This is a genomic window from Oceanicola sp. S124 (genome assembly GCF_000220565.1).
Lineage (GTDB): Bacteria > Pseudomonadota > Alphaproteobacteria > Rhodobacterales > Rhodobacteraceae > Pseudooceanicola.
Genome location: NZ_AFPM01000118.1, coordinates 1 through 24,448 on the forward strand (window position 1 = coordinate 1; position 24,448 = coordinate 24,448).

The 24,448-nt window shown below is 68.4% G+C and carries 27 protein-coding genes; 11 read left to right on the plus strand and 16 right to left on the minus strand.

The window, feature by feature from the left end:
- Both OS124_RS27380 and OS124_RS24080 read left to right on the plus strand, forming a co-directional pair.
- A partial coding sequence (locus OS124_RS27380; protein WP_010139086.1) for a hypothetical protein occupies window positions 1-582 on the plus strand: 582 nt, incomplete at its 5' end.
- Window positions 582-1,952: a S41 family peptidase gene (locus tag OS124_RS24080; protein ID WP_010139087.1), complete on the plus strand. Its 1,371-nt coding sequence runs from the start codon at window positions 582-584 to the stop codon at window positions 1,950-1,952. The genes OS124_RS27380 and OS124_RS24080, both read left to right, overlap by 1 nt.
- 62 nt (window positions 1,953-2,014) lie before the next feature.
- Here the strand turns inward: OS124_RS24080 and OS124_RS0108535 are convergent, their stop codons facing one another.
- A complete protein-coding gene (locus OS124_RS0108535; protein ID WP_010139088.1) occupies window positions 2,015-2,974 on the minus strand; it encodes an NAD(P)-dependent alcohol dehydrogenase in 960 nt (319 codons plus the stop codon).
- A 91-nt stretch (window positions 2,975-3,065) separates the two neighbouring features.
- On the opposite strand from OS124_RS0108535, the gene OS124_RS0108540 reads away from it, so the two are divergent.
- Window positions 3,066-3,956: a LysR family transcriptional regulator gene (locus OS124_RS0108540; protein WP_010139090.1), complete on the plus strand. Its 891-nt coding sequence runs from the start codon at window positions 3,066-3,068 to the stop codon at window positions 3,954-3,956.
- Here OS124_RS0108540 and OS124_RS0108545 read toward each other — a convergent pair.
- Together OS124_RS0108545 and OS124_RS0108550 are read right to left on the minus strand one after the other, a co-directional pair.
- Window positions 3,938-4,327 (minus strand): VOC family protein, encoded by a 390-nt coding sequence (locus tag OS124_RS0108545; protein WP_010139091.1) that lies wholly within the window; start codon window positions 4,325-4,327, stop codon window positions 3,938-3,940. The genes OS124_RS0108540 and OS124_RS0108545 overlap by 19 nt on opposite strands.
- A gap of 209 nt (window positions 4,328-4,536) precedes the next feature.
- On the minus strand, window positions 4,537-5,763 hold the full coding sequence (locus OS124_RS0108550) for an acyl-CoA dehydrogenase (RefSeq protein ID WP_010139092.1): 1,227 nt from the start codon (window positions 5,761-5,763) through the stop codon (window positions 4,537-4,539).
- Between the two features lie 130 nt (window positions 5,764-5,893).
- On the opposite strand from OS124_RS0108550, the gene OS124_RS0108555 reads away from it, so the two are divergent.
- The 3 genes from OS124_RS0108555 to OS124_RS24085 all read left to right on the plus strand — a co-directional run bounded on the left by OS124_RS0108555 (window position 5,894) and on the right by OS124_RS24085 (window position 7,928).
- Entirely contained in the window at window positions 5,894-6,790 is an 897-nt protein-coding gene (locus OS124_RS0108555; RefSeq protein WP_029375292.1) for a LysR substrate-binding domain-containing protein, read from the plus strand.
- A 155-nt stretch (window positions 6,791-6,945) separates the two neighbouring features.
- On the plus strand, window positions 6,946-7,428 hold the full coding sequence (locus OS124_RS0108560; RefSeq protein ID WP_010139094.1) for an RNA pyrophosphohydrolase: 483 nt from the start codon (window positions 6,946-6,948) through the stop codon (window positions 7,426-7,428).
- Window positions 7,425-7,928 carry a hypothetical protein gene (locus OS124_RS24085; protein WP_010139095.1) on the plus strand — a complete coding sequence of 168 codons (504 nt, stop codon included), beginning with the start codon at window positions 7,425-7,427 and terminating at the stop codon, window positions 7,926-7,928. The genes OS124_RS0108560 and OS124_RS24085 overlap by 4 nt, the downstream gene beginning before the upstream one ends.
- 27 nt (window positions 7,929-7,955) lie before the next feature.
- On the opposite strand, the gene hemC is transcribed toward OS124_RS24085, so the two are convergent.
- Entirely contained in the window at window positions 7,956-8,903 is a 948-nt protein-coding gene (gene hemC, locus OS124_RS0108570; protein WP_010139096.1) for a hydroxymethylbilane synthase, read from the minus strand.
- Between the two features lie 128 nt (window positions 8,904-9,031).
- On the opposite strand from hemC, the gene hemE reads away from it, so the two are divergent.
- Window positions 9,032-10,066, plus strand: a complete 1,035-nt coding sequence (gene hemE / locus OS124_RS0108575) for a uroporphyrinogen decarboxylase (protein WP_010139097.1) — start codon at window positions 9,032-9,034, stop codon at window positions 10,064-10,066.
- A 20-nt stretch (window positions 10,067-10,086) separates the two neighbouring features.
- Here hemE and OS124_RS24090 read toward each other — a convergent pair whose 3' ends face one another.
- From OS124_RS24090 to clpS, 5 genes are all read right to left on the minus strand, one after another.
- The gene (locus OS124_RS24090) at window positions 10,087-11,127 is read right to left on the minus strand and encodes a YihY/virulence factor BrkB family protein (RefSeq protein ID WP_010139099.1); all 1,041 of its coding nucleotides are present in this window, start codon (window positions 11,125-11,127) and stop codon (window positions 10,087-10,089) included.
- A gap of 22 nt (window positions 11,128-11,149) precedes the next feature.
- A complete protein-coding gene (gene hemF / locus OS124_RS0108585; RefSeq protein ID WP_010139100.1) occupies window positions 11,150-12,040 on the minus strand; it encodes an oxygen-dependent coproporphyrinogen oxidase in 891 nt (296 codons plus the stop codon).
- Between the two features lie 231 nt (window positions 12,041-12,271).
- Window positions 12,272-13,072, minus strand: a complete 801-nt coding sequence (locus OS124_RS0108590) for an SDR family NAD(P)-dependent oxidoreductase (RefSeq protein ID WP_010139101.1) — start codon at window positions 13,070-13,072, stop codon at window positions 12,272-12,274.
- The gene (locus tag OS124_RS0108595) at window positions 13,069-14,094 is read right to left on the minus strand and encodes a class I SAM-dependent methyltransferase (RefSeq protein ID WP_010139102.1); all 1,026 of its coding nucleotides are present in this window, start codon (window positions 14,092-14,094) and stop codon (window positions 13,069-13,071) included. The genes OS124_RS0108590 and OS124_RS0108595 overlap by 4 nt, the downstream gene beginning before the upstream one ends.
- Window positions 14,095-14,102: 8 nt before the next feature.
- Window positions 14,103-14,435, minus strand: a complete 333-nt coding sequence (gene clpS, locus OS124_RS0108600) for an ATP-dependent Clp protease adapter ClpS (RefSeq protein ID WP_029375294.1) — start codon at window positions 14,433-14,435, stop codon at window positions 14,103-14,105.
- Window positions 14,436-14,706: 271 nt separating this feature from the next.
- Between clpS and OS124_RS0108605 the strand changes: the two genes are divergently transcribed.
- Window positions 14,707-15,408: an HAD family hydrolase gene (locus OS124_RS0108605; protein WP_010139104.1), complete on the plus strand. Its 702-nt coding sequence runs from the start codon at window positions 14,707-14,709 to the stop codon at window positions 15,406-15,408.
- Window positions 15,409-15,769: 361 nt separating this feature from the next.
- Window positions 15,770-17,266, plus strand: coding sequence for a D-alanyl-D-alanine carboxypeptidase family protein (locus tag OS124_RS0108610; protein ID WP_010139105.1), 1,497 nt, complete (start codon window positions 15,770-15,772; stop codon window positions 17,264-17,266).
- Between the two features lie 66 nt (window positions 17,267-17,332).
- Here the strand turns inward: OS124_RS0108610 and ccoS are convergent, their stop codons facing one another.
- The 5 genes from ccoS to OS124_RS0108635 all read right to left on the minus strand — a co-directional run bounded on the left by ccoS (window position 17,333) and on the right by OS124_RS0108635 (window position 22,667).
- Complete coding sequence (gene ccoS, locus OS124_RS0108615) at window positions 17,333-17,491, minus strand: cbb3-type cytochrome oxidase assembly protein CcoS (RefSeq protein ID WP_010139106.1); 159 nt, start codon at window positions 17,489-17,491, stop codon at window positions 17,333-17,335.
- Window positions 17,492-17,550: 59 nt separating this feature from the next.
- A complete protein-coding gene (locus OS124_RS0108620) occupies window positions 17,551-19,749 on the minus strand; it encodes a heavy metal translocating P-type ATPase (protein ID WP_010139107.1) in 2,199 nt (732 codons plus the stop codon).
- A gap of 10 nt (window positions 19,750-19,759) precedes the next feature.
- Window positions 19,760-20,236 carry a FixH family protein gene (locus OS124_RS0108625; RefSeq protein WP_010139108.1) on the minus strand — a complete coding sequence of 159 codons (477 nt, stop codon included), beginning with the start codon at window positions 20,234-20,236 and terminating at the stop codon, window positions 19,760-19,762.
- A complete protein-coding gene (gene ccoG, locus OS124_RS0108630) occupies window positions 20,236-21,669 on the minus strand; it encodes a cytochrome c oxidase accessory protein CcoG (RefSeq protein WP_010139109.1) in 1,434 nt (477 codons plus the stop codon). Before ccoG ends, OS124_RS0108625 begins: the two co-directional genes overlap by 1 nt.
- 104 nt (window positions 21,670-21,773) lie before the next feature.
- Window positions 21,774-22,667, minus strand: coding sequence for a LysR family transcriptional regulator (locus tag OS124_RS0108635; RefSeq protein ID WP_010139110.1), 894 nt, complete (start codon window positions 22,665-22,667; stop codon window positions 21,774-21,776).
- Between the two features lie 96 nt (window positions 22,668-22,763).
- Between OS124_RS0108635 and OS124_RS0108640 the strand changes: the two genes are divergently transcribed.
- Both OS124_RS0108640 and OS124_RS0108645 read left to right on the plus strand, forming a co-directional pair.
- The gene (locus tag OS124_RS0108640) at window positions 22,764-22,946 is read left to right on the plus strand and encodes a hypothetical protein (protein WP_010139111.1); all 183 of its coding nucleotides are present in this window, start codon (window positions 22,764-22,766) and stop codon (window positions 22,944-22,946) included.
- The gene (locus OS124_RS0108645; RefSeq protein ID WP_010139112.1) at window positions 22,946-23,131 is read left to right on the plus strand and encodes a hypothetical protein; all 186 of its coding nucleotides are present in this window, start codon (window positions 22,946-22,948) and stop codon (window positions 23,129-23,131) included. The genes OS124_RS0108640 and OS124_RS0108645 overlap by 1 nt, the downstream gene beginning before the upstream one ends.
- A gap of 289 nt (window positions 23,132-23,420) precedes the next feature.
- On the opposite strand, the gene ccoP is transcribed toward OS124_RS0108645, so the two are convergent.
- Together ccoP and OS124_RS26505 are read right to left on the minus strand one after the other, a co-directional pair.
- Entirely contained in the window at window positions 23,421-24,281 is an 861-nt protein-coding gene (gene ccoP / locus OS124_RS0108650) for a cytochrome-c oxidase, cbb3-type subunit III (RefSeq protein WP_010139113.1), read from the minus strand.
- Entirely contained in the window at window positions 24,278-24,448 is a 171-nt protein-coding gene (locus OS124_RS26505; protein WP_010139114.1) for a cbb3-type cytochrome oxidase subunit 3, read from the minus strand. The genes ccoP and OS124_RS26505 overlap by 4 nt, the downstream gene beginning before the upstream one ends.

A 24,448-nucleotide genomic window follows, 5' to 3' on the forward strand; every position in this document is an offset into this window, starting at 1 on the left:
GACCTTCCGCGCCGCTTCACCGCCGACCCGATGAAGACCCAGCTGCTGGTCGCCACCGCCGAGACCCTGCGCGCCTTCGCGGACGGCCTGCCCGACATCACCCGCGACGGCGAGGACCCGGTCTCGCAGAACATCGAGGCCCTGAAGGGCAGGCTGCCGCTGCCGGTGCAGGGCACCCTGCTGCGCCGCGCGGAGGAGGCAGACGCCGCCGGCGTCGCCCGGCCCGGCATCCTGCTGGCCACCCGCCCCCGCGCCCTGGTCACGACGCCGGTGCCGGCGACGATCCGCTACCTGGGTCCGCTGATGGACTACGGAAACGTGATGGTACTTGAACCGCAGGCGGGTTTACTCTTTGTTCTGGCCGGGCTGGATATCGTCTACGGAGAGATTGGAGAGGTGCTGCCGGAAGGGGCACCGCTTGGCCTAATGGGCGGGCAGGTCCCTGAACCGGGCGCCATTCTGGCACAGGCCCGGGACGGCTCTGGTCAAGACCGCTCGGAAACGCTTTACATGGAGGTCAGAGAGGGCGGCACGCCCCGCGACCCCGAAACCTGGTTCGCAGTCACGAAGGACACGCAATGATGAAGAAATTCGCCATGGCAGCGGTCAGCGGCATGACGGTGGCCATCGTGGCCACCACCCAGATTGCCCCGCCGCTGCTGGCGCAGGACAAGGCCCGCGAAAGCTCGGTCTACGAGCAGCTCGATCTTTTCGGCGATGTCTTCGAAAGGATCCGCGGCCAATACGTCGAAGAGGTCGAACCCTCCGAGCTGATCGAGGCGGCCATCGACGGCATGCTGACCTCGCTCGACCCGCACAGCTCTTACCACCCGCCGGAAGAGGCCGATGACCTGCGTGTGCAGACGCGCGGCGAATTCGGCGGTCTCGGCATCGAGGTGACCCAGGAAGAGGGCTTCGTGAAGGTCGTCACCCCGATGGACGACACCCCCGCCTACGAGGCCGGTGTCGAGGCCGGAGACTTCATCACCCATGTCGACGGCGAGTCGGTGCTGGGCCTGACGCTGGATGACGCTGTTCAGATGATGCGCGGCCCCGTCGGTTCGGAGATCGTGATCACCGTCGTGCGCGAGGGAGAGCCCGAGCCCTTCGACATCACCATCGTCCGCGACACCATCAAGCTGACCGCCGTCCGCGCCCGGACCGAAAGCGATACGGTGGTGCTGCGGATCTCGGCCTTCAACGACCAGACCTATCCCAACCTGGAAGCGGGCCTGGCAGAAGAGATCGAGAAGGCCAGCGGCCTCGACAACATCAACGGCGTGGTGCTGGACCTGCGCAACAACCCGGGCGGTCTGCTACTGCAGGCGATCAAGGTCTCGGACGCCTTCCTCGAAGAGGGCGAGATCGTCTCGACCCGGGGCCGCAACCCCGGCGAGGGCGAACGCTACAACGCCGCCTCGGGTGACCTGGTCGAGGGCAAGCCGATCGTGGTGCTGGTCAATGGCGGCTCCGCCTCGGCCTCAGAGATCGTCGCGGGTGCCCTGCAGGACCACCGCCGCGCCATCGTCGTCGGCACCAAGAGCTTCGGCAAGGGCTCGGTCCAGACGGTGATGCCGTTGCGCGGCGACGGCTCGATCCGGCTGACCACGGCGCGCTACTACACGCCCTCGGGCCGCTCGATCCAGAACCTCGGCATCTCGCCCGACATCGTGGTGCATCAGCCGCGCGTCGATCCCAATGCCGAGGACGAGGACGAGCCCGCGGATACCCCGCGCCGCTCCGAGGCCGACCTGCGCGGCACCCTCGACAACGACTCGCTGAGCGAGGACGAGATCCGCCAGATCGAGGAAGAACGCGAGAAGGCTGAGAAGGCCGCCGAGCTGCGCGACGAGGATTACCAGCTGGCCTATGCCATCGACATCCTGCGCGGCCTCGCCGCCCTCGGACCCGAGTACCGCACCACGGTCATGGCGGCGCCGGCCGACAAGTAAGGCCGGCCCCATCGTGCAATCATCACCCCTCGCGGTCCCGCCGCGAGGGGTTTTTAGTGGCCTCACCCCATGCGCAGCACGACCGCGCCGCGCTTGTGGCGGCTCTCGACCAGCGCATGGGCCGCGCGCACCTGATCCAGCGGGAAGCTCTGCCCGACCAGCGGGCGCAGCTGCCCGGCCTGCTGCATCGCCACCAGCTCCGCCAGGTCCCCTGCCCGGTCCGTGCTGACATGCAGCCGCAGCTTGCGGGCGCGCAGGCAATTGGTCAGTGCCTGCAGCATCTCGCGCAGCCCGAAGTTCAGCGGCACGAACTGCCCGCCCCGCACCAGCACCTGCCGCGCCTGGGTCAGGTCGCAGGCCCCGAAGGTATCGAACACAAGGTCGAACCGCCGCCCCAGCCCCGTCACCGGCTGGCTGCGGTAGTCCAGCGCCTCTTCGGCGCCCAGCTCGTGCAGCAGCGCCAGGTTCGGTGCGCTGGCCATGGCGCTCACCCGGGCGCCCATGGCACGGGCGACCTGCACCGCCATCGCCCCGACCTCGCCCGAGCCGCCGAGGACCAGGACCCGCGCCCCCGGCGTGACCTTCGCCACGTCGCGCAGGAAGACCAGCGCCGACAGACCGCCGAAAGGCAGCGCCGCCGCCGCCTCGGCATCCAGCCCATAGGGGCGCGCGACGACGCACTGGCCGGGTTTCACGATCAGGTACTCTGCATGCGCCCCGCCCGGCACGAAACCCAGCACCGGGCCGGCGGCGATATCCGCCCCCGCCCCGGCCGCGACGACCTCTCCGGCGAAGGCACTGCCCAGCACCGGGTTGCGCGGGCGCCGCCAGCCGAACATCGCCCGCCCCACGGGCCCGAGGATGCCCGGAAAGGCCGCCGCGCGCAGGCGCCAGTCCGCCGTGGTCACCGCCGCCGCCTCGACCTTTACCAGCATCTCCCCCGGACCGGGCCGGGGCGTCTCGATCTCGGCCACCGACAGAACCTCGGGGCCGCCGTAGTCCCTGTAGACAATTGCTTTCATGATCTCGCTCCATCACTGCTGGCCAGGGAGATAGTCCCGGGACGACACAAATATAATTGACTGAATACGCAGATCATCCATACGAATATGCATGGATATGTCCCGCATCACCTTCGACTGGGGCCGCGCCCGCGCCTTCCTCGCCACTGCCGAGACCGGCTCCTTCTCGGCGGCCGCGCGGGCGCTGAAGCTGACCCAGCCGACACTCGGCCGCCAGGTCGCCGCGCTGGAAGAAGAGCTGGGCCTCGCGCTTTTCGACCGGACGGGGCGCAGCCTGGTGCTGACCCCGGCGGGACGTGCCCTGCTGCCCCGCGCCCGCGCCATGGCCGAGGCGGCGCTGGCCTTCTCGCGCTCGGCTGCCGGGCTTTCGGATCAGGTCGAGGGGCGCGTTGTGATCACAGCCTCCGAGTTCTACGCCGCCTTCCGCCTGCCCGCCGTGATCGCCCGCCTTCAGGCCCTTCACCCCGGTATCGAGGTCGAGGTCCGCGCCGCCAACGACATCAGCGACCTGGCCCGGCGCGAAGCCGATATCGCCCTGCGCAACACCCGCCCCGAGGATCCCGAGCTGATCGGCAGGCGCCTGCCCGACGACACCGGCCACTTCTACGGCAGCGCCGCCTATATCGCCTCGCTCGGAGACCTGCGCGAGGTGGCCGACCTCTCCCGCGCCCGCTTCCTGGCCTGGGATCACGAGGACAGCCTACCCGCCCTGCTGCGCGGCTTCGGCGTTGAAACCGGACCAGCAAACTTCCCGATCACCACCGCAAATCACCTGGTGCAATGGCAGATGTGTCACGCCGGGCTGGGGCTGGGCGCCTTCTCCCGGGCCGAGGGCGACGCCCAGCTGACCCGCGCGCCGCTGCTGCCGCCGATTCCCTTCCCGGTCTGGCTGGTGGCGCACCGCGACCTGGCCCATGCCCGCCGCCTTCGCATCACCTGGGACCTTCTGGCCGAGATGCTGCCTCAGCTCTCCTCGGCGTGACAGGCGACGCAGACCTTGTTGCCGTCGGGGTCGCGGAAATAGGCGCCGTAGAAATCCGGATGATAGCGCGGGCGCAGCCCCGGCCTGCCCTCGTCATTGGCGCCAGCGGCCATGGCCAGGGCGAAACAGGCCTCCACCGTCGCCCGGTCCCGCGCCAGGAAGGCCACCATCGGCCCGTTGCCCGGCTGCGCCTCGCCCTCGAAGGGTCTGGTCAGGAAGAACAGCGGCCGCGAGGTGCCCGGCTCGCGGAAGGCGGCTTCGCGCCCCGGCTCCAGCCAGCTCTCGTCAAACCCCAGCCGCGCCATCAGCGGCAGGTAGAAGTCCCGCGCACGGTCAAAATCGGAAACGGCGATGGTCACATGGCTCAGCATCCACCCATCCTGCCACGCCCTCACGACAGGAAAAGCCCTGTTCCCATCCGATGGCTGAAAATACTGCGGGGGAGCCCGCCGCAGGCGGGTGGGGGCAGAGCCCCCGCGCCCTTTCCATCTGGCGCCATGCGATGGAGAGAGCGCCAAGCTCCCAACAGAAAGGGCGCCGGTATCCCGACGCCCTTCAATCTCTCACCTGCCCCGTGGGATCAGAAGAAGGCCTGCAACCCGGTCTGCGCGCGGCCGAGGATCAGCGCGTGCACGTCGTGGGTGCCCTCGTAGGTGTTCACCGTCTCGAGGTTCGCGGCGTGGCGCATCACCTGGTATTCGATCTGGATGCCGTTGCCGCCGTGCATGTCCCGCGACATCCGCGCGATATCCAGCGCCTTGCCGCAGTTGTTGCGCTTGATGAGAGAGACCATCTCGGGCGCCGCCTTGGCGCGGTCGAACAGGCGACCGACCTGCAGGGCGGCCTGCAGGCCCAGGGCGATCTCGGTCTGCATGTCGGCCAGCTTCTTCTGGTAGAGCTGCATGCCGGCCAGCGGCTTGCCGAACTGCTTGCGATCCAGGCCGTACTGGCGCGAGCGGTGCCAGCAATCCTCGGCGGCACCCATGACGCCCCAGGCGATGCCGTAGCGGGCGCGATTCAGACAGCCGAAGGGCCCCTTCAGGCCCGAGACATGGGGCAGCAGGGCCTCTTCGCCCACTTCCACGTTGTCCAGCACGATCTCGCCGGTGATCGAGGCGCGCAGACTCAGCTTGCCGCCGATCTTCGGCGCCGACAGGCCCTTCATGCCCTTTTCCAGCACGAAACCACGGATGGCGCCGTCATGGGCCTCGGACTTGGCCCAGACAACGAAGACATCGGCGATCGGCGCGTTCGAAATCCACATCTTCGAGCCGACCAGGCGGTAGCCGCCCTCGGTCTTGATAGCGCGGGTCTTCATGCCGGCGGGGTCAGAGCCCGCATCGGGCTCGGTCAGGCCGAAGCAGCCGATCCAATCGCCCGAGGCCAGTCTCGGCAGATACTTCATCCGTTGCTCTTCCGAGCCATAGGCGTAGATCGGATACATCACCAGCGAGCTCTGCACCGACATCATCGAGCGGTAGCCCGAATCGACGCGCTCGACCTCACGCGCGACGAGGCCGTAGCTGACATAGCCCGCACCGATGCCGCCGTATTGCTCAGGGACAGTGACGCCCAGCAGACCCATCTCGCCCATCTCGGCAAAGATACCGGGCTCGACGCCCTCGTTCAGGTACATCTCTTCGACCCGCGGCATCAGCTTTTCCTGCGCGAAGGCATGGGCGGTGTCGCGGATCATCCGCTCTTCCTCTTCCAGCTGGTCCTCCAGCAGGAAGGGATCCTCCCACGAGAAGCTGGACATGTTGGGGCGGTCCTTGTCCTTCAGGACGGGGCGGTTGGGGGTATCCATGAGATCTCTCCTCGGGTTGCGGGGGCCGTGCGAGGCCCTGGCCTTTGGCGGCAATCTAGGCCATGGACGGCGGCGGCGATAACGCGTAATTCTTGCAAAGCTATGAGTTTGGCGAATAGGCGTTCCAAGTATGCGCAAGCCCTACATACCTTCCGTCGGAGAGCTTGAAGCCTTTTGCGCATGCGCCCGCGTCGGGACCACCACCGGGGCGGCGCGAGAACTGGGCTTGACGCAATCCGCCGTCTCGCGCTCGATCGCGGCACTGGAAGACCGGCTGGGGGTGGCGCTGTTCACCCGGGCGCGGCAACGGCTGGCGCTGTCGGATGCGGGCCGGTCCTTCCGGGTCGAGGCCGAGGCCCTGCTGGCGCGGCTGGATGCGGCGGCGACCTCTGTCATGGCCTTCGGCGGGCAGGACAGCGTGCTGCGGATCTCGGTGCTGCCCTCCTTCGGGCGTTCCTGGCTGATTCCCCGCCTGGGCGCCTTCCGCGCCACCCTGCCCGGCATCAGCTTCGACGTCGCGGCGCGGCTGGCGCCGGTGAACTTCGACACCGATCCCTTCGACCTCGCGATCCAGCGCACGGCACATCGCCAGAGCGGGGCGCGGCACCTGCATCTGCTGGACGAGGTGCTGGTGGCCGTGGCGGCGCCCTCGCTGGTGCGCGGCGGGGTGCTGTCGGACGCCGCACTTCTCTCGCTGCCTTTGCTGCAGCAGTCGACCCGCCCGACCCTCTGGCCGGACTGGTTCCGCGAGGCCGGGGTCGATCCGCGCCAGGCCCTGCGCGGCGCACGTTTCGATCATTTCGACATGGTGGTGGATGCCGCCGCAGCCGGGCTGGGCGTCGGGCTGGTGCCCGAGGTGATCGCCGGGCGCGCGTTGGCCGAGGGACGGCTGAAACTGGCCTCGGAGCGGCAGCTCGACACCGGTCAGGCCTATATGCTGATCCACCCCGAGCGGTCCGAGGCGCTGCCCGGTTTCGCCCGCTTCCGCGACTGGCTGGCGGCCGAGCTGGCGGGGATCTGGGCCTAGGCCAGCCAGGCTGTGGCCCGTGCCGGGCCATGCCTCCGGCGGCAGTATTTCCGGCCCTCGGACAGGGTGGGCGGAGGGGCGCCGCCCGCCGCGCGCGCCTTGGCCTTCGCCATCGGCAGGAGTAGGATGCCCCCTGCACATCGCAAGAGGTATCCATGACCCCCGAACAGAAAGCCGCCCTGCCCTACCGTCCCTGCGTGGGCGTCGTTCTGGTCAATGCCGATGGCCATGTCTTCACCGGCCAGCGGCTGGATTCCGATGTGCCCGCCTGGCAGATGCCCCAGGGCGGCATCGACAAGGGCGAAACCCCCGAGGTCGCCGCGCTGCGTGAGCTCTGGGAAGAGACCGGCGTTCAGGCCAGCATGGTCACCGTCGAAGCCGAGACAGAGGAATGGATTCCCTACGATCTGCCCGACCACCTGCTGGGCAAGGTCTGGGGTGGCAAGTATCGCGGACAGGAACAGAAGTGGGTCCTGATGCGTTTTCACGGCACGGATGCGGATGTGAACATCGCAACCCCGCACCCCGAGTTCAGCGAATGGCGCTGGATGCCGCCGGAACAGCTGGTGGAAAACATCGTCCCCTTCAAGCGCGCGGTCTACGCCCGTGTGCTTGAGTTGCTAGGAGACAGAATTTGAAGACCCATGCACCAGTTCTCGCGATCTCCCTCGTGACGGGCATCGTGGCCACCCTTGCGGGCGGTCCCGCCCTGGCCCTGTCCTGCCTGCCCGCAGACGTCCGGCAAAGCTACACCCAGGTCGCCGAAGCGCGCGAAACCTATGTCGTGCTGCACGGCACCTTCGACTTCGACGTGCTCGACCTTCCCGAGCGCGATCTGAGCGATCCGAACCCCGAAGAGATCAGTTTTCCCGCCCGGTTCACCGGCGAAGCGCTCGGCAAGGGCGGGTTTGGCGGCGACTATGCCCTCGACATGACCGTCACGCTGAACTGCCTTGGCCCCTGGTGCGCCGGCCAACCCGCCCCGGGCGAGGCGCTGGCCTTCGTCCAGAAGACCGCGACGGGCCTCGTCCTTGGGCTTGGCCCCTGCGGAGGCCACCACTTCGCCGCACCCGACCCCGAGCAGGTCGCGGCGGTCGAAGCCTGCCACGCGGCAGGCACCTGCACCGCCTCCGAGTGAGCGCACGGGTCCGCGCGGCCCGCCCTTTCAGCTCTTGAAATCGAAGAACCCGGCGCCGGCGCGCGCCAGCAGGGCGTCGGCCATCTCGGTGCCCAGCAATGCGCCATCTTCGACGGCAGCGCTGCGGTCATCGGCCAGTGCCTCGCTGCCATCGGGACGCAGGATTTCGCCACGCAGGCGCAGCGTGCCGCCCGACAGCTCGGCCAGCCCGGCAATCGGAGTCTCGCAGGAGCCATCCAGCCGGGTCAGGAAGGCCCGTTCCGCCGCCAGCCGCTGCGCCGTGGTCCTGTCGTGGATCGCCTCGAGCAGCGCAGCCGTGGCGCTGTCGGCGCTGCGGCGCTCGATCCCGATGGCGCCCTGGGCGACGGCGGGCAGCATCTGGTCCGGCTCGATGGGGCTCTTCGCCACCTCGGCCATCTCCAGCCGGTTCAGCCCGGCCATTGCGAGGAAGGTCGCCTCGGCCACGCCTTCCGACAGCTTGCGCAGCCGGGTCTGCACGTTGCCACGGAACTCGACAACCTGCAGGTCGGGACGGCGCACCAGCAACTGCGCCCGGCGGCGCAGGCTCGAGGTGCCCATGACCGCGCCCTCGGGCACATCGGCCAGCGAGGCATGGTTGAGCGAGACGAAGGCGTCGCGCACATCCTCGCGCGGCAGGTAGCAATCCAGCACCAGCCCCTCGGGTTGCTCGACCGGCATGTCCTTCATCGAATGAACGGCGATGTCGATCTCTCCGTCCGAAAGCGCCACCTCGATTTCCTTGGTGAACAGCCCCTTGCCGCCCACCTCGCGCAGGGCGCGGTCCTGGATGCGGTCGCCTGCCACCGAGATCACCACGACTTCGAAGGCCTCGCGCGGCAGATCGAAGGCGGCGGCGATGCGGTCGCGGGTCTCATGCGCCTGGGCCAGCGCCAGCGGAGAACCACGGGTGCCGATCTTCAGGGGCTTGGCGGGGGTCGGGAATGTCTGCGTCATGGCCCTTGGTTACGCGCGCCCGCGCAGGCTGGCAAGCGGCACGACCGGGCCGAGGTGTCGCAGGCCGCGCGCTTGACTTTCAGCCCCCGGAACGCGACCAGAGAGACCGACAAACCGAGAGGGACGACATGGCCGAGAAGACGATCCTGCGCGCGCTCAAGGGCGAGGTGCTGCCGACCCCGCCGATCTGGATGATGCGCCAGGCAGGCCGCTACCTGCCGGAATACCGCGCCACCCGTGCCCAGGCCGGGGATTTCCTGTCGCTCTGCTACAACCCCGAGCTGGCCGCCGAGGTCACCTTGCAGCCGATCCGCCGCTACGGCTTCGACGCGGCGATCCTGTTTGCCGATATCCTGCTGCTGCCCCAGGCCCTTGGCGCCGACCTGTGGTTCGTCACCGGAGAGGGGCCGCGCCTGTCGACCGTGACCACCCAGGCCGATTTCGACGTGCTGAAACCCGCATCGGAGGTGCACGAGGTGCTCTCTCCGATCTACGAGACCGTGAAGATCCTCTCGCGCGAACTTCCCGCCGAGACCACGCTGATCGGATTCGCCGGCGCCCCCTGGACCGTGGCCACCTACATGATCGCCGGGCGTGGTACCCCTGACCAGGGCCCTGCGCACGCGCTGATCGCCGAGAACCGTCCGCTGTTCGAAGCGCTGCTGGAGCGGCTGACCGAGGGCACCATCGAATATCTCTCGAAGCAGATCGAGGCGGGCGCCGAGGTGGTGAAGCTGTTCGACAGCTGGGCCGGCTCGCTTTCGGGTGCGGATTTCGACCGCTACGCGCTGGAACCCGCCCGCCGCATCATCGCCGAGCTGAAGGCGCGCCACCCCGGCATCCCCGTCATCGCCTTCCCACGCGAGGCGGGAGAGAAATACGTCGGCTTCGCCAGGGCCACGGGGGCGGATTGCGTCGCGCTGGACAATTCGGTCAGCCCCGACTGGGCGGCGGCCAATGTGCAGGTCGACGGCTGCGTGCAGGGCAACCTGGCCTCGAAGCACATGGTGACGGGCGGCGATGCGCTGGTGGCCGAAGCCAGGGAGATCGTGAAGGCCTTCTCGAAGGGCCCGCATATCTTCAACCTTGGCCACGGCATCACGCCGGACGCCGATCCCGAGAACGTCCAGCTGATGATCGACGCGGTGCGCGGCAAGATCTGAAGCCGGGACCCAGGACGCTGTCAGGCCTTCTCCGGGCGCGGATCGTGCTCGGGGGCCTGCGGCACATCTTCAGGAGCCCCTGCGGCCTCGTGCAGCGGGCCCTCCTCGACCAGCCGGTCTTCCTTCGGGGCATCGACGGCCGGGGCATCGACGGCGCTGCCGTCGGCCTCTTTGCCGGTCAGCACCGTATCCGTCTCGGCCCGCTGCGGGGCCGGATCCGGGGCACCGGCGAACTTCGCCCGCATCCGGTCGATCTGCACGTTCAGCGAAGCCCCCAGCAGAACCACGAAGGCCGAGACATAGAGCCAGAACAGCAGCGCCATGGCCGCCCCGAGAGAGCCGTAGACCTCGTTGTAATTGGCGAAATTGCTGAAATAGAGGGACAGCCCGTAAGAGGCCCCCATCCAAAGCACCACGCTGAGCAGCGCGCCGGGGGTGGCCCAGGACATGCGCTCTCCGCGGTTGTTCGGCCCGAAGCGATAGAGCAGCGACAGGCCGACCATGACGGCGGTGACGGCGCAGAGAAGGCGCAGCGCCTCGACAGCGAAGGAGGCTACGGGCCCCAGCGGGATGAAGGTCAGCACGATGGGCAGCACCACCACGGAACTCAGCGCGACAAGCCCGACCCCCAGAAGCGCCACCGTCAGCAGCAGCGCGGTCAGGTAGTGACGCAGGGAACTGCGGTTCTCCTGCCCGTGGATGGTGTTCAGCCCCAGGATCATCGCCGCCACGCCCGACCGCGACGACCAGATCGCCACGGCAAGGGACACCACCCCCGCCCAGCCCAGCGTCGAGCCCGACGAGGCCGAGATCTTGTAGACCTGCGCCGCGACCAGCGAATAGACCTCGTCCGGCATGATCTCGCGGACCAGCTGCAACTGCTCGATCACCACTGAAGGGTCCGAGATGATCCCCCAGAGCGCGATCAGCGCCGCGATGCCGGGAAACAGCGCCAGCATGGCGTAGAAGGCCACCCCCGCGGCGACCAGCGCCATGTTGATCTCGCCCACCTGGGCGAAGATCCCCGCCAGCACGGTCCAGGCTCTCTTCAGGTAGTCCATTGCGCCCCCTGGGTTTGCCGGTTCAGACCCACTTTGCCAGCGGCGGCAGGGACATCAACACGGCATTGGCGTCATGCCCGGTTTCCAGCCCGAATTTCGTGCCCCGGTCATAGACCAGGTTGTATTCGGCATAGAGCCCGCGATGCACTAGCTGCGCGTCCTTGTCCGCAGAGCCCCAGGCCTGTGCGCGGCGCTTGTCGGCCAGCGGCAGGAAGGCGGGCAGGAAGGCCCGGCCCACATCCTGGATGAAGGCGAAATCGGCCTGCCAGTCCCCGGTGTTGTGATCGTCGAGGAAGATCCCCCCGACGCCGCGCGCCCGTTTGCGGTGCGGGATATAGAAGTACTCGTCCGCCCACTCCTTGAAGCGCGGGTAATAGGTGGCGTCATGCCTGTCGCAGTGCTCTTTCTGCACGGCGTGGAAATGGGCGGTGTCCTCGGCGTATTCGATGCAGGGGTTCAGGTCCGAGCCGCCGCCGAACCACCAGCCGTGCGGCGTCCAGAACATGCGGGTGTTCATGTGGACGGCGGGGGCGTGGGGGTTCTGCATATGCGCGACGAGAGAGATGCCCGAGGCCCAGAAACGCGGATCCTCGGCCATGCCGGGCAGCCCCTTGCGCGCCGCCATGGACTTTTGCGCCCGCTCCCCGAGGGTGCCGAAGACGGTCGAGACATTCACCCCGACCTTCTCGAAGACCCGCCCTCCGCGCATCACCGACATCAGCCCGCCACCGGCGTCGGAGCCGTCCTCGCTGGTCCGCTTGGTCGGCGTGACCTCGAAACGACCCGCAGGCTGATCCGACAGAGGTCCCGCGACCTGGGCGTCCTCAAGCCCCTCGAAGGCCGCGACGATCTGGTCGCGAAGCTCACGGAACCATGCGCTGGCGCGTGCCTTCTCATCCGTCATCTCTGCCATGAACCGCTCCTTGTCACTGCATGCCACTCCCTAGCAGCCAGCGCGCGCGGGCAGAAGAGGGCGCCCCCTTTCATCTATCCGACGGCCAAAAATACTGCCGCCGGAGGCTCGGGGCTCCGCAGGAGCGCCGATTGACCAGGCCCGCAAGGGGTTGGCCCCTCCGGGGCCATGCCTCCGGGGCAGTATTTTCAGCCATCGGATGGGGAAAGGGTATGGAGAGCTGCCCGAAAGTCAGTGCGCGGGCGCGGCGACCGGGTCCAGCAGGGTGCGGCCACCGTCGACGGTAACGATCTGGCCGGTCATGAAGGAAGAGGCATCACAGGCGAGATACTGCACCGCCTCGGCCAGTTCGCTGGGCGGCGCGATGCGCGACAGCGGGGTGTGATCCTCGATGTCCTCGCGGAAATCGGTGTTGTCGCGCAGCGCCTCCTGCAGGGACGAGGACATGACGGACCCGAAGGCCAGCGCGTTGACCCGGATCCCGTGCGGCGCCAGCGCTACGGCCAGCGAGCGGGTCATCTGGTCCAGCGCCGCCGTGGCCACCGAGAAGCCCATCAGGTCGGGATGGGTCCGCCGCGCGGCGATGGAGGACAGGTTGACGATGGCGCCCCCGCGTGGCCCGTCGGGGGCCTCGGCCTGCTTGATCATCCGCTTGGCAACCGTCTGGGTGACCCTCAGTGCCGTCAGCAGGTTCTGCTGCAGCATGGTCTCCATGGCGTCGTCATCAGGGTTCAGCGGGTCCGAGACCAGCACCTGCCGCGAGGCATTGACCAGGATATCCACCTGGTCAAAGGCGTCGATGGTCGCCGAGAGCAGGTTGGCGATGGTCAGCTTCTCGCGCAGGTCGCCGGCAAAGTAGCGGATGTTGCCCTCTTCCACGGCCTCGCCCAGCTCTTCGCGCAGCCGGTCCTCGTCCATGTCGGCGAACATGACGTTCGCGCCCTTGTCGGCAAACAGCTTACCGATGGCCAGACCGATGCCATGCGCGGCGCCGGTCACGATGGCGGTCTTGCCAGCGATCGAGAAACTCATGCTTGTCCCCTCTGACGTCCCTTGCCGGACCCTAGACCGGCGGGCGTCCTTTGGCGAGAGGGCCTCTCGGCCCGGAACAGCTTGAAGCTGCGGTCGCCGCCGATGCGCTCGACCTCGCCGAAGTTCTCGGCCAGCACCGCCTCGTAGCCGAGGTGGGCATTGGCGACCATGTAGAGCACGCCGCGCGGCGTCATCGCCCCGGCCGCGGCGCGGATGAAGGCGCGGCCCAGCTCGGGGTCGGCATTGCGGGACTGGTGGAAGGGCGGGTTCATCAGCACGAAATCCAGCATCCGCGCCGGCTTCCAGGTGGTGGCATCGGCCCAGTCGAAGCTGGCGCGCGGGTCGGTGACATTGAACCGCGCGCAGTCCAGCGCGGCATGGTCGGCCTCGACCAGCGCAAGCGCGGCGATCTTGGGAGAGGCCTTCAGCGCCTCGGCCGAGAGGTAGCCCCAGCCCGCACCAAGGTCGGCGCCATGGCCCGACAGCGGCGGCAGCGCCGCGGCCAGCAGCGCCGAGGCCGGGTCGACACCATCGGCCGAGAAGACGCCCGGCGCGGTCTGCCAGCCGTCGACAACCTGCCCGGACGGCGCGCGCCAGCCCGAGAAATCGCCGCCCTCGATCACGAAGAGCTTGCCATGGGCCTTGGACAGCGGGACCGAGACCTGGCCCAGCCCGCGCGCGGCCTTCAGCATCGAATCGACGCCCTCGTCCTTCTGGCCGTCGACGATCACCGGCCCTTCGGAAACCGCGCAGGCCCGGGCGATCAGGTCACGGGCCTCGGCCTTGGCGCGGGTCAGGCAGACCAGGGCGGCGGCATAGGGCCCCTCGGCGGCGGTCTTCACCGCATAGCCCTGACGCTCGAAGGCGACATGGTCGGGGCGGAAGCCGGTCACGACCTCCACCCGGTCCTTCGGCAGGGCCGAGAGGTCAGCCCCGGCGCGGGGGGCAAAAACGGCGATCCTGCCCGCTTCGGGAAGCGGCAGGCCCCCCTCGATCGCGAGGGTGAGACGGGTTCCGAGCATCGGCTGCCCTATTCCTTTTCCATGGTGCATTGCAGCGGATGCTGGTGCTTGCGGGCGAAATCCATCACCTGCGCCACCTTCGTTTCCGCGATCTCGTGACTGAAGACCCCGACCACGGCGACGCCCTTCTTGTGCACCGTCAGCATGATCTCGAAGGCCTGGGCATGGGTCATGCCGAAGAACCGTTCCAGCACCAGCACGACGAATTCCATCGGCGTGTAGTCGTCGTTCAGCAGCAGGACCTTGTAGAGCGGCGGGCGCCGGGTCTTCGGCTTGGTGTCCAGCACCACCGACAGGTCGCCGTCATCACCGCCCTCGTCATCCTTGCCGGCAAGGCGCAGCGCCGCAATGCGGCCCGCCTGCGAGAGCGCATCCGCCACGGGGACAACTGCCACGGGGTCAACCCGCCCGGACATCGGGGTCATCATCTCATCACACATCGTCACGTCGGTCGTCGCTTCCGCCGGTTCGCGTCGGGCCCGGAGGCCCTGGCAGCAGTGAACTACGCTGAGAGGAGGCTGCCGGCGGTCAGTTTGAGGTTTCGGGGTCAGGCTGCTCTATATAACGTCAGCCACGCCTCAGGGAAGGCCCAGCCGGGAGTACAGGGACAAAATGACTCGAAAAATCACAACAATCGGTTTCGATGCGGATGATACTCTCTGGCACAACGAACGCTTCTTCCAGCTGACGCAGGAACGATTCGCCCAGCTTCTGGCCGATCACGCCGAGGCCGGACACCTGTCCGAACGGCTGCTGGCGGCCGAACGGCGCAACCTCGGGCGCTATGGTTTCGGCATCAAGGGCTTTGTCCTGTCGATGATCGAGACCGCCCTGGAAGTCACCGAACAGCGCGTCCCGGGCGAGGTCATCTCGCAGATCATCGCCGCCGGGCAGGACATGCTGGCCCATCCCATCGAACTTCTGCCCCATGCCCGCGAGGCGGTCGAGACCCTGGCCGAGAGCCACCGCGTGGTGCTGATCACCAAGGGCGACCTGCTGGACCAGGAACGCAAGCTTGCCCAGTCGGGCCTGGGAGATCTGTTCAACGGCGTCGAGATCGTCTCGGACAAGACCGTCCCGGTCTACGCCCGCATCTTCGCCGCCCACGGAACCGGACCGGACCAGGCGCTGATGGTCGGCAACTCGATGAAGTCCGACGTGCTGCCGGCGATCGGCGCCGGCGGTCACGGGGTGCATGTGCCGCATGGCCAGACCTGGGCGCTGGAACATGCCGATGCCCCCGAGGACGAGCCGCGCTTCCACAGCCTGCCGGACCTCTCGGGGCTGCCCGAACTGGTGCACCGCCTGGGCTGAGGCGGCCGGATTCCGCCGGAAGTCTCAGCTTCGGCTCGCAGCAGCCTGAAAACCCTGCACATTTGCACAAATACAAGACCGCCTTTGCCCCCTGGGATCCGCCCGGAAATCGCCTGTCTTGTGGGTAAGTCCGTGTGGATAACTACATCTGGAAGATGTACACAGGTGGCATCCCCTCGCCCAGAAATGGTCACTTTGTCCCCCGGGAGCCCTGTGATAACACTTGAAGAAGATGACTACGCCGAAAACGGCGAGGCAGTATGGACCAACCGGAAAACCGGTGGCGACGAGGCAGATGGTGACTGATGTGGCAGGGCGGAGCATGAGGCCGGCTCTTACCGGGCTTTTCCTTAGATTTCTTATGATTGCACTGGCTCTTGCCGGCACGTCACTGCTGCCGTCGGCAGCCCGTGCCGCGCCCTATGCAGAGATGGTGATCGACGCCCGAACCGGCGAGGTGCTGCGCTCGCGCAATGCCGATACGCGGCTGCATCCGGCCTCCCTGACCAAGATGATGACCCTCTACATCGCCTTCGAAGCGGTGGAGCACGGCGAAATTTCGCTTGATACCATGGTGCGCGTGTCCAGAAATGCGGCACAGGAGGAACCCTCGAAGCTGGGCCTTCGCGAAGGCCAACGGATCAAGCTGCGCTACCTGATCCGCGCGGCGGCAGTGAAGTCGGCCAATGATGCCGCCACCGCCATCGGCGAGGCCATCGAGGGCTCGGAAGCGGCCTTTGCCCGGCGGATGAACCGGACCGCCCAGGCGCTCGGGATGACCCGCACCACCTTCAACAACGCCAATGGCCTGACCCGTGACGGCCACCTGTCGACGGCCCGCGACATGACCACGCTGGGCCGGCATCTCTATTTCGACTACCCCGAGTACTTCCACCTGTTCTCGTCCATCACCGCCGATGTCGAGGGCCGGACGATCTACAACACCAACCGGAAGTTCCTGGCCGCCTACAACGGCGCCGACGGCATCAAGACCGGCTACACCCGTGCCGCCGGCTTCAACCTGACCGCCTCGGCGCATCGCGGCAACAAGCACATCATCGCGACGGTCTTCGGTGGCCGCTCGACCGCCTGGCGCAATGCCAAGATGACCGAGCTGCTGGACCTGGGCTTCTCGCGGGCACCGGCCTCGGCCACCGTCCGTGCCCCCGGCAAGCCCGCCTACAACCCCGGTGATCCGCTGCTGATGGCCGCCGGCAAGACGATTCGCGTGAACCCCGCGCCGCGCAGCTCGCTGCGCCCGAAGGCGCGCCCCGACGCAGGCCAGCCCGACACTGGCCAGGACGTGCTGCCCTCGCAGGAGATGCTTCTGGCCGAGGCCGCAGGACCGGATGCGGGCACCCTCGATGCCGCTGCCGCCGAGGCGCTGGCCTTCGCCGCCACGGGGCTGCGCAGCGATGCCATCAGCCCCGGCGAGGAAGCCGTGGCCGAGGTCGCCGCAGCAGCGCTGCCCGCCGGGCCGGTGGACAACCCGATCTCGCCGCGCGCCCGCCCCGGCGACCTGCTGCAGCAATTCTCCCGCGCAGTGCCGGCCGACAGCGCCCCCGCCCCTGCCCCCGAACCCGAGGTGCAGCTGGTCACCCGCAGCGCCTCTGCCGGGGATCCGAACTGGAGCGTGAACGTCGGGCGTTATCCCAGCGAAGGCGCCGCCGAGCGCGTGCTGCTGACCACAGCCCTGGCCGAGATCGAGACGCTGGAAGGCGCAGACCGCGCCGTCGTCCGCTCGACCACCGGGTTCGATGCGAACTTCAGGGGGCTGACCCGCGACGCGGCGGACCGCACCTGCCGCAGGCTGAACGCCCGCAACATGACCTGCTTCATGGTAAGCCCCGGCGCCTGATCGGCGGCGGGTGAGCGCGCCCCGGGCGCCCGAGGCCTGTCCCTGTCAAGGCTTGGCCCGCCCCTGTCACGGCTTGGGGTGTTCGTCCCACTGATCCGAGAGAATGCGCTGGCTGGTGCCGTCGGGATCCTCGTACTGATCGCTGCGCACCGTCCAGATGAAGGCCACGAGTCCGAGTCCGCCGAGAAACAGCGAGATCGGAATCAGCCAGACCAGAATATCCATTGCCTTGTCCCCTTCCGGGCCACGCGGGCCCCTGGCTCTCTGCCCCGGTCCCCGACTGCCTATCGCAGCCGCAGGGCGTTGAGCGATACGGTGATCGAGCTGGTCGACATGGCCAGCGCCGCGATCAGGGGCGAACAGAGCCCCGCCACGGCCAGCGGCACCGCGATCACATTGTAGAACGTCGCTATGCGGAAGTTCTCACGAATGCGCCGCGTCGCGCGAGAGGCGGTTTGCAGCGCCCCGGGAATGGGCGACAGGTCGCCTCCCAGCAGCACGATATCGGAGGCAACCCGCGCAGCATCCAGCGCCGAGGCGGGGGAAATCGACACATCCGCGGTGGAAAGCGCGGCCGTGTCGTTCAGGCCGTCGCCGACCATCAGCACCTTCGCGCCGCCCTCTTGCAGGGCCGCGATTCGCGCCGCCTTGTCGCCGGGCAGCGCGCCGGCCTGCCAGTCGGTGATCCCCAGACGCGCCGCCAGGGCGGCCACGGCCCCCTCGGCATCGCCGGAGATCAGCGCCACGTGCCGGCCCTGCGCCAGCAGCTCGGAAACGGCCTCGGCGGCGCCGGGGCGCAAGCTGTCGGCAAATCGGATCTCGGTCAGGCCCGAGGGGGTCTGCAGCCAGGTGGCGGTCTCGTCGCCCGCCGTGGCGCCCAGCCACTCGGCGCGGCCCAGACGCACCCGCCGCCCGGCCAGCAGCGCTTCGGTGCCATGGCCCGGGACTTCGCGCAGATCACTGAGGGGGGCGGGGGTCTCTGCCGCCAGCGCCCCGGCCAGCGCCTGCGACAGCGGGTGTGCAGAGGCCGAGGCCAGTGCCAGCGCGACGCCGCGCGCCTCGGCCGGAAGATCGCCAAGGTTGACCACCCGCGGCTTGCCCGAGGTCAGCGTGCCGGTCTTGTCGAAGACCACCGTATCGACCTGCGCCAGGCGCTCCAGCGCAGTCTCGTGCTTGACCAGCATGCCGCGCCGGAACAGCCGCCCCGAGGCCGCCGTGGTGACCGCGGGCACGGCGAGGCCGAGGGCGCAGGGGCAGGTGATGATCAGCACCGCAGCGGCGATGTTCAGCGCCACGCGCAGGTCACCGGACCAGAGGAACCAACCAAGGAAGGAAAGCGCCGAGAGGATATGCACCCCCGGCGCATAGAGCTTCGCCGCCCGGTCGGCCAGCGAGGTGTAGCGCGACCGCCCGCTTTCGGCGATGGCCACCAGATCGGCCATCCGCGCCAGCGAGGTATCGCGGCCGATGGCCGTGGCACGCACCACCAGCGGGCCGGTCAGGTTGACCTCTCCGGCACTCACGGCCTGCCCGGGCAGGGCCGCCACGGGCCGCGTCTCGCCGGTCAGCAGCGAGCGGTCCAGCTCCGAGGACCCTTCGGCGATCTCTCCGTCGACCGGCATGCGGCCACCGGGGCGCACCACCACCAGATCACCGATGCGCAGTTCTGCCACGGGCAGCTGCACCTCGGCCCCGTCGCGGCGCACGAGAGCGCGGGGGACTTCCAGCGCGGTCAGTTCCTCGGCGGCGGAGCGGGCGGCGGCACGGGTGCGGTGATCCAGGTAGCGGCCCGCCAGCAGGAAGAAGGTCAGCGTCAGCGCGGCATCGAAATAGGCGTGCTCGCCCGACAGCGAGGTCTCCCAGAGGGAGGTGACGAGGGCCAGGGCGATGGCCAGGGCGATCGGCACATCCATGTTCAGGCGGCGTACCCGCAGGGCCGCGAAGGCACTGACGAAGAAAGGTTGGGCACAGAAGGCGATGGCCGGCAGGGTGATCGCGGCGCTGATCCAGTGGAACAGGTCGCGGGTCGCATCCGCCGCGCCCGACCAGACCGAGACCGACAGCAGCATGACGTTCATGCTGGCAAAGCCGGCCACCGCGAGGCGCATCAGCAGGGCCCGGCCCGCGCGGTCGGTGGCGGTGGCGGCGATGGTGCCCGGGTCGAGCTCATGGGCCTCGTAGCCGACGCCCTCGACGATCCGCACCAGATCCTCCGCACTGACCTCGGGATCGGCCTTCACCTGCGCCCGCCTGAGCGTCAGGTTGACCCGCGCCTCGCGTACCCCCGGCGCCTGCGACAGCGCACGCTCGACCGTGTCGATGCAGGCGGCGCAGTGGATGCCGGGCAGCGAGAGCGCCAGCGTGGCCCCCTCGACCTGCGCGGCACGGGCGGCCAGGTCCTCGGCCGCCGGGGCGACGGCGCAGGCGGGACAGGCGGCAAGGCCGCCCCGCTCGGTCCCGATATGTCCGGTCAGTTCGGCCATGGTGGTGCCCTCAGCGCGTCACATGCAGGTCGAGACGCTGGATGAACTCGGTCCCGTCGGCGGCGATGGCCGAGAAGCGGACGATCCACTTGCCCTCGGTCAGCGCCAGCGGAGCCTCGAAGCCCTGCCCGTTCCAGGCCAGCTGCGGCACGAGGTCGTCGGTGGAATCGGTCGGACGTCCGACCACCGCGTGGATCTCCTGCGGGCGCACCGGGGTGCCCGCGGCATCGGTGACCGAGAGGTGGATCCAGCCGTCGCGGGTCTCGGCCCCGACCACCCAGCCCAGCCGTTGCTGGTCGGCGACCCGCTCGTTGAACTCCTGACTGAAGACATAGGTGTTGTCGACTTCCAGACCGGGGAAGGTGCCGATGGCCTGGCTGGCCATGTAGACATTGACCGCGATGATCACCCCGAAGAAGGCGACGAAGCCCGCCAGCACGTGCCAGCCCTTCAGCGTGAAGCCCTGCGGCTCGATGGTCTCGCTCATCACTGTTCCTTTCCGTTGAAGACCGTGCCCTCGCTGGCCCGATCGCCGCTGTCCAGGTCCTCGACCCAAAGGGTGAAGCCGGTGCGGTCGGCGACCGCCGGGGCCGTGCCCGCCGCTGCGGTGACATAGACCCGGGCCAGGTGCGTACTGTCCGGGGCAACCGCCACAAGGGCATCCTCGCTGCCCTCGACCTGAACCTCAAGGCCCGGCACATCGGCGGCGCTGACGCGGAACTGCCGTTCCTCGCCCAGCTTGTTGCGCAGGCGCACGTCGTAGACGTTGCGGATCGTGCCGTCCGAGAGGGTGATGTAGGTCGGGTTGCGGACCGGGGCGACGGTGATGTCGATATCCGAGCGGATGAACAGCGCCACCACCAGCCCGATGCCGACCGCCCCCCAGAGCACCGTGTAGAGGATCGTGCGGGGGCGGAAGACATGCTTCCAGATCTTGCGGGGTGCCTTGCCGGCGCGTTCGCTGACCTCGTCGGTCAGGGCCATGTAGTCGATCAGCCCGCGCGGCTTGCCGACCTTGTCCATCACGTCGTCGCAGGCGTCGATGCAGAGCGCGCAGGTGATGCAGGCCATCTGCTGACCGTCGCGGATGTCGATGCCCATGGGACAGACGTTGACGCAGGCGTTGCAGTCGATGCAGTCGCCCAGGCGGTCGGCACCCTCGGCCTTGCGGTGCTTGCCGCGCGGCTCGCCGCGCCAGTCGCGGTAGGCGACGGTGATCGTGTCCTCGTCCATCATCGCCGCCTGGATGCGCGGCCAGGGACAGGCGTAGATGCAGATCTGCTCGCGCGCGAAACCACCGAAGAGGAAGGTGGTGAAGGTGAGGATCAGCATGGTGGTATAGGCCACCGGATGGGCGCTGAAGGTCAGCAGGTCGCGCAGCAGGCTGGGCGCATCGGCAAAGTAGAAGACCCAGGCCCCGCCGGTCGCCAGCCCGATGAACAGCCAGGCGACCCACTTGGTCACCCGCAGGCGGGCCTTGCGCAGATCCCACTTTTTCTGCCGGTGAAGGCGCAGGCGGGCGTTGCGATCGCCCTCGATCCAGCGCTCGACCAGGATGAACAGGTCGGTCCAGACGGTCTGCGGGCAGGCATACCCGCACCAGACCCGGCCAAGCGCCGAGGTGAACAGGAACAGCCCCAGGCCCGCCATCACCAGCAGGCCGGCGATGAAGTAGAACTCATGCGGCCAGATCTCGATCCAGAAGAAGAAGAACCGGCGGTTGGCGAGGTCGATCAGCACGGCCTGGTCGGGCAGGTTCGGGCCGCGATCCCAGCGCAGCCAGGGGGTGACGTAGTAGATCCCCAGCGTCACCAGCATGATGAGCCATTTCAGGTTGCGGAAGCGCCCTTTTACCCTTCGGGGAAAGATCGGTTCCCTGGCGGCGTAGAGCTGGGGGGGGTCTGTATCGGGGGCAGTCACTTCGGCATTCCTTCGGACAGTGCTTGGCAGTCTTCTCGCAGGGAGAGGCTTGCGGAACATTGACTTGCATCAAATGCGACATTTTCACTGTACCTATTGCGCGCCTATGTCGCATCCCCCCAGGCGTCGCGGGCCTGCCGCCGCAGCCAGCGGGCGAAATCCCGCGCGGCGGGGCGCAGGCGGTCCGGGCGGGTCAGCAGGAAATACCCTTTCTTTCTTGCGTCCTCGTGCAGCAGGCGCAGGCGGCCGGCGCGGATGTCCTCTTCGGCGAAGGCCTTGGCCATGGCACCCACGCCGCGCCCCGATCGCAGAGCCTCGACCATCAGGTTGCCCGGCAGCGACGTCACGCCGCGGGTCGGGTTCAGCCGCGCGCCCTGCCATTGCAGGAAGTCGCTGGCCTCGTTGGTGCCCAGCTCCTGGAACCAGGGGTAGTCGGCCAGCTCGGCCGGTCCCGGGTCGATCCCGTGGGGAATCAGCTCGGGCGAGGCGAGGACGGCGACCGGGCTGCGCACCAGCAGTTCGGTGGTCAGGCCGGGCCAGTTGCCGTCGCCGTAGCGCAGGGCAATATCGGCGCCGCCGGGCCCGAGATCGCGCAGCTGCGGCGTCGGGTCGATCATAAGCGAGACCTCGGGATGAGCCTGCTGGTACTCGGCCAGGCGCGGCATCAGGAAGTAGCTGGCCAGGGTCGGCGTACAGGTCACCAGCACCGGGCGGGCCTGCTCTTCGCCGCGCAGCTGCTGCACCGTCTCCTCGATGCCAGCCATGCCGTCCAGCACCCTGTCGGCCAGCAGGCGCCCCTCCTCCGTCAGCTCCAGCGACCGGGCGCCACGGCGCACCAGCGCAAGGCCGAGGTGTTCTTCCAGCGCCTTCACCTGCTGGCTGACCGCCGCATGGCTGACGTTTAGACGGTTGCCCGCAGCGACGGTGGAGCCGGTCTCGGCCAGGGCCGCGAGGGCGCGCAGGGCGGTGAGCGAAGGGAGGGAGAGCCAGTCAATCATGTAAGTCAGACTTACATGTTGGCAGCATTCCTGAATAGGTAGATTCTGTCAGGAGGCATAAAACAAGGGGCAAATGAAGTCACAGGAGTAGCCCCGATGCTTCAGATCTACGCGAAAACCTACATGACAGCCACCCGCACGGACCCGGCGCCCCTGCCCCGCGGCTACCGCCCCGCCGAAACCCTGCCCCGTCTCGAGGCCGCCGCCCTGCGGGGTCGGATCGCCCGCGAGGCGGCCCGACGGGCCGAGCCCCGCGACATCACGGGGGAGGCCAGCTGATGGATCCGATCCTCTACCGCCCCCTCGACGCTCTGGACGAACGGGTCCGCCGCGCCAGCGAACACCAGCGCCATCAGCCGCGCCCGCAGCAGCAAGCGGCGCGTCCGAAGTTTTCCCTGCGCGAACGGTTGGGCTGGCTGGGTCCGCGCTGGTGGCCGGGCTGGCCGGACGGGCCGCTTGGCTGAGGCCCGCCCCGGGGCCGGGCGAAGGTGGATTTCATCCACCCTACGCGGGCTTCACGGGCGGCGCCTCCGGCAGGCGTAGGGTGGGTGACAACCCACCTGCCGCAGATGCGAAAAGGCCCGCCCCGATGATCCGGGGCGGGCCTTGCTGCCAGGGGCAGGGAAGAAAAATGGCACCGACCGTTCAAGGAAACGCGCGAACAGGACGAAGCGGCCGGTGCCGGCCCCGCCACGGGGGCGGGGATCTTGGGGACCGGGGGCCAGCGCCCCCGACCGATCTTGTCAGGCGCGGTTACTCACCGCCGCCGAGCTGGTGCACATAGCTGGCCACGGCGCGAATCTGCGCCTCGCTCAGCCGGCTGCCCCAGTTGGGCATCACGCCGAAACGGGCATTCTCGACCGTCTCTTGGATCGCCGCGTAGTCGCCACCATAGAGCCAGATGGCATCGGTGAGGTTGGGCGCCCCCTGCTCTCGGTCACCGGTGCCGTCGACACCATGGCAGGACGAGCAGTTCTCCTCGAACACCACGGCGCCTTCCTCGACCAGCGCGGCATCCTGCGGCGTGCCCGACAGCGACATGACGAAGTTGACCACCGCGTCGATCTGCGCGTCTTCCAGCAGCTCGTCGGCACCGAAGGCCGGCATCTGGCTGTAGCGGGCGTCGAAATCATCCTCGTTCCGGATCCCGTGGGTCACCGTGTAGTGGATGTCCTCGATCGAGCCCCCCCAGAGCCAGTCATCGTCCAGCAGGTTGGGATAGCCCGTCGCGCCAGCCGCGCCCGATCCGTGGCACTGGGCGCACCAGGTCTGGAAGACCGAGGCCCCGGCGGAAACGGCGTACTGGTTCAGCTCGGGGTCGGCGGCGATCGCGGTCAGATCGGCCTCGGCGAGACGCTGGTTGATGCCGGCATTGGCGGCCTCGACCTCGGCGATATGCTCGGCCACCTCGGCCCGGGTCGAATAGCCCAGGACACCGGCCGTGGCGCGGTTCACCAGCGGCCAGGCGGGATAGAGGATCGTGTAGATGATCCCCCAGACGATGCAGATGTAGAAGGTATAGAGCCACCAGCGCGGCAGCGGCGTGTTCAGCTCCTCGATACCATCCCAGCTGTGGCCGGTCGTACCGTGCTTGTCTTTCAGGTCATCGCTCATTTCGGGAGGTCCTTTCCTGCCTGAGCTTCCGCAGGCGCCGAAGCGGCGGCGGGACGGTCTTCGTGACGGAAGGGGATGCCTGCCGTGCTCTGGTAGGTGCGGCGGGCGCCGGGCCGGAAGACCCAGAGCACCACCGCCCCGAAGAACAGGAACAGCGCCAGAAGCAT

What these genes read in the sequence shown, in the direction of transcription:
- hemC (WP_010139096.1), bottom strand. Translation starts at nt 8,903, where the DNA reads ATGACGCAGACATTCCCGACCCCCGCCAAGCCCCTGAAGATCGGCACC.
- OS124_RS0108545 (WP_010139091.1), bottom strand. Translation starts at nt 4,327, where the DNA reads ATGCTGAGCCATGTGACCATCGCCGTTTCCGATTTTGACCGTGCGCGG.
- OS124_RS0108610 (WP_010139105.1), top strand. Translation starts at nt 15,770, where the DNA reads ATGATTGCACTGGCTCTTGCCGGCACGTCACTGCTGCCGTCGGCAGCC.
- OS124_RS0108550 (WP_010139092.1), bottom strand. Translation starts at nt 5,763, where the DNA reads ATGGATACCCCCAACCGCCCCGTCCTGAAGGACAAGGACCGCCCCAAC.
- ccoS (WP_010139106.1), bottom strand. Translation starts at nt 17,491, where the DNA reads ATGGATATTCTGGTCTGGCTGATTCCGATCTCGCTGTTTCTCGGCGGA.
- OS124_RS0108640 (WP_010139111.1), top strand. Translation starts at nt 22,764, where the DNA reads ATGCTTCAGATCTACGCGAAAACCTACATGACAGCCACCCGCACGGAC.
- OS124_RS26505 (WP_010139114.1), bottom strand. Translation starts at nt 24,448, where the DNA reads ATGCTTCTGGCGCTGTTCCTGTTCTTCGGGGCGGTGGTGCTCTGGGTC.
- OS124_RS0108620 (WP_010139107.1), bottom strand. Translation starts at nt 19,749, where the DNA reads ATGGCCGAACTGACCGGACATATCGGGACCGAGCGGGGCGGCCTTGCC.
- OS124_RS0108560 (WP_010139094.1), top strand. Translation starts at nt 6,946, where the DNA reads ATGACCCCCGAACAGAAAGCCGCCCTGCCCTACCGTCCCTGCGTGGGC.
- ccoP (WP_010139113.1), bottom strand. Translation starts at nt 24,281, where the DNA reads ATGAGCGATGACCTGAAAGACAAGCACGGTACGACCGGCCACAGCTGG.
- OS124_RS0108590 (WP_010139101.1), bottom strand. Translation starts at nt 13,072, where the DNA reads ATGAGTTTCTCGATCGCTGGCAAGACCGCCATCGTGACCGGCGCCGCG.
- OS124_RS0108555 (WP_029375292.1), top strand. Translation starts at nt 5,894, where the DNA reads ATGCGCAAGCCCTACATACCTTCCGTCGGAGAGCTTGAAGCCTTTTGC.
- OS124_RS0108625 (WP_010139108.1), bottom strand. Translation starts at nt 20,236, where the DNA reads ATGAGCGAGACCATCGAGCCGCAGGGCTTCACGCTGAAGGGCTGGCAC.
- OS124_RS24080 (WP_010139087.1), top strand. Translation starts at nt 582, where the DNA reads ATGAAGAAATTCGCCATGGCAGCGGTCAGCGGCATGACGGTGGCCATC.
- OS124_RS24090 (WP_010139099.1), bottom strand. Translation starts at nt 11,127, where the DNA reads ATGGACTACCTGAAGAGAGCCTGGACCGTGCTGGCGGGGATCTTCGCC.
- OS124_RS0108605 (WP_010139104.1), top strand. Translation starts at nt 14,707, where the DNA reads ATGACTCGAAAAATCACAACAATCGGTTTCGATGCGGATGATACTCTC.
- OS124_RS0108635 (WP_010139110.1), bottom strand. Translation starts at nt 22,667, where the DNA reads ATGATTGACTGGCTCTCCCTCCCTTCGCTCACCGCCCTGCGCGCCCTC.
- OS124_RS0108535 (WP_010139088.1), bottom strand. Translation starts at nt 2,974, where the DNA reads ATGAAAGCAATTGTCTACAGGGACTACGGCGGCCCCGAGGTTCTGTCG.
- OS124_RS0108595 (WP_010139102.1), bottom strand. Translation starts at nt 14,094, where the DNA reads ATGCTCGGAACCCGTCTCACCCTCGCGATCGAGGGGGGCCTGCCGCTT.
- hemF (WP_010139100.1), bottom strand. Translation starts at nt 12,040, where the DNA reads ATGGCAGAGATGACGGATGAGAAGGCACGCGCCAGCGCATGGTTCCGT.
- OS124_RS0108645 (WP_010139112.1), top strand. Translation starts at nt 22,946, where the DNA reads ATGGATCCGATCCTCTACCGCCCCCTCGACGCTCTGGACGAACGGGTC.
- hemE (WP_010139097.1), top strand. Translation starts at nt 9,032, where the DNA reads ATGGCCGAGAAGACGATCCTGCGCGCGCTCAAGGGCGAGGTGCTGCCG.
- OS124_RS0108540 (WP_010139090.1), top strand. Translation starts at nt 3,066, where the DNA reads ATGGATATGTCCCGCATCACCTTCGACTGGGGCCGCGCCCGCGCCTTC.